Annotated in this window: 1 protein-coding gene; it reads right to left on the bottom strand. The window is 46.3% G+C overall.

Going from position 1 to position 259, the window contains the following annotated elements; translation table 11 throughout:
• Positions 1–259 (bottom strand): hypothetical protein (locus AC6UDB_RS07105; protein ID WP_500709560.1); only part of this gene is annotated, 259 nt, incomplete at both ends.

Genomic DNA, 259 nt, shown 5'->3' on the forward strand with positions numbered 1-259 from the left:
GGTAATGAATTGGGCAATGGCATTTGTTCCCCCAGCAATCAATTCATCAAAGCGTTCCTGTAAAGATGGTTTGACTGTCGAGAAATCACACTCCTCCATCAATACGTTTATCATCCCTTGAAGCCCATATTCCCGCCCTTCATCAGGCGAAAAAATACGGGCAATCCCATAATCATGGAGTTCTTTAATTTCCCTTGGGATGATGACACCGCCACCGCCGGCAAAAATCCGAATGTGCTCTGCTCCCTTTTCCTTCAGC

It is taken from the genome of Fructilactobacillus sp. X3R2C1 (assembly GCF_059901235.1).